3 protein-coding genes and 1 pseudogene are annotated in these 1,544 nt (G+C 48.9%); 3 read left to right on the top strand and 1 reads right to left on the bottom strand.

What is annotated here, in order from left to right:
- Positions 1 to 21 precede the first annotated feature (21 nt).
- Positions 22 to 315 carry a hypothetical protein gene (locus COY37_RS00160; RefSeq protein WP_286677585.1) on the bottom strand — a complete coding sequence of 98 codons (294 nt, stop codon included), beginning with the start codon at positions 313 to 315 and terminating at the stop codon, positions 22 to 24.
- 224 nt (positions 316 to 539) lie between these two features.
- On the opposite strand from COY37_RS00160, the gene COY37_RS00165 reads away from it, so the two are divergent.
- From COY37_RS00165 to COY37_RS00175, 3 genes and pseudogenes are all read left to right on the top strand, one after another.
- Entirely contained in the window at positions 540 to 938 is a 399-nt protein-coding gene (locus COY37_RS00165; protein ID WP_286677586.1) for a DsrE/DsrF/DrsH-like family protein, read from the top strand.
- A gap of 51 nt (positions 939 to 989) precedes the next feature.
- Positions 990 to 1,235 carry a sulfurtransferase TusA family protein gene (locus COY37_RS00170; protein WP_286677587.1) on the top strand — a complete coding sequence of 82 codons (246 nt, stop codon included), beginning with the start codon at positions 990 to 992 and terminating at the stop codon, positions 1,233 to 1,235.
- Positions 1,236 to 1,247: 12 nt separating this feature from the next.
- Positions 1,248 to 1,544, top strand: a pseudogene (locus tag COY37_RS00175) (NAD(P)/FAD-dependent oxidoreductase); the annotation flags it as partial.

The following is a 1,544-nucleotide window of genomic DNA, read 5'->3' on the forward strand; positions in this document are numbered from 1 at the left end:
ATCAACCTATTATATCTCGGCCTATATCCTGGCCTCAAACTGCCATGAGCCAATTCTAAGCGCCATGTCGTCGTTCAGTTTTGAGATGGCAATGTCGCTGTCCTCAGTGATGCCCGATGGCATAAAGTGAAGCATGACTTTTATAAGGTCGGCTTCCTCGGTAAGGCGCACAACCCTCGGCTCAAAATCAAACTCATAGCTCTTTATTCCAAGCTCGCTTAAGATACGCTCGATTCTTACTACGCTAAAGGTATCCGCCCTCCTGGAAACCCCAGCCCTACTTAATATCCCTTTTAAAATAGCCGCCTTTGCCACCAGTCTCACCTCCGTTGTTCTCTCACTTGAATGGTACTGCTTTTTGTAATTCTAATTATCGCCGCAAGGCGTCTATTTATTAACAAAAACCTGGCAAACTGCAGTAAAAGCCGGGTAAGTGGTACGGTACAGGCCGTTAGCGGTGGGGTATAACGGGAGTTGGAGATATCTAAGAATATGAAGAATACCCAGACGGGTATAGGTATCGAAAGGAGGATACGTTAATGGCTGAAGCGCCTAAGCTATCAATCGTTCTAATGTCCCCGGAGTTGGAAAAACTCCACGCAGGTGCTCTCATGGGTACCATCGCCGCAGCATCCGGAATGCAGGTTAATTTCTTCGTTACGATGGGTGCCACAAAGATGTTCACAAAGGAGGCCGTCGAGAAGAAGGAATTCCAGATGGGTGAAGTCGGCGGCACGATCATCGGCAAGAATCTCGACCTGTACTACAAGATGCTTGAAGATGGCAAAGAACTTGGAGAAATCAAAGTGTATGCCTGTTCTCTCGTTATGGATATCATGGGCTGGGAAATGAAGGACATGCTTGATGTGGTCGACGATGTTCTTGGTGTAACCGCTTTCTTCGGTATATCCGAAGGCGGACAGATAATGGTTATATAATCGGGGGATTCAAAGCCAAGTTATTTTTGACTGAAAAGGGAGGAGACAATTATGGCAGATGTAAAGGTAGACAAATCGATCGATGCGCGTGGCTCGTATTGCCCGGGACCGTTAATGGAGCTTATTAAGTCCATTAAGGGTGCGGAAGTGGGCTCGGTCATCGAAGTACTATCATCAGACCTCGGCTCCGCGAAGGACATTCCGGAGTGGGTCGCAAAAGTAGGCCACGAACTGGTGTACAACGAGAAGGCCTCAGACGGCGAGTACTGGCGTATCGCTGTTAAGAAGGTAAAGTAGGGGGAGAGTCGGTTGGCTAAAAACGTAGTAATATTAGGTGGCGGCACAGGTGGCACCATGGTTGCCAATCACCTTGCCCGCACCATGCGAAGCGAAATCAAGCGGGGAGAAATTAGCGTAACCCAGATTACCGCCGATGCAGACCACGTGTATCAGCCCTCATTCCTGTTTGCGGCGATTAACCACGCCAGGATTGAAGACTATACGCGTCCGCAACAAAGCCTGCTCTCTCCGGGAGTAAATTTAGTTGTCGACCCGGCCACCAAAATCGATACCGGCGCAAATAAGGTAATTACGGCGAGCGGTGCG

Source organism: Candidatus Aquicultor secundus (assembly GCF_002791875.1).
Taxonomy (GTDB): Bacteria; Actinomycetota; Aquicultoria; order Aquicultorales; family Aquicultoraceae; genus Aquicultor_A; species Aquicultor_A secundus.

Excerpts from the sequence above, each read along its gene's own strand:
- COY37_RS00165 (WP_286677586.1), top strand. The coding sequence starts at position 540 with ATGGCTGAAGCGCCTAAGCTATCAATCGTTCTAATGTCCCCGGAGTTG.
- COY37_RS00170 (WP_286677587.1), top strand. The coding sequence starts at position 990 with ATGGCAGATGTAAAGGTAGACAAATCGATCGATGCGCGTGGCTCGTAT.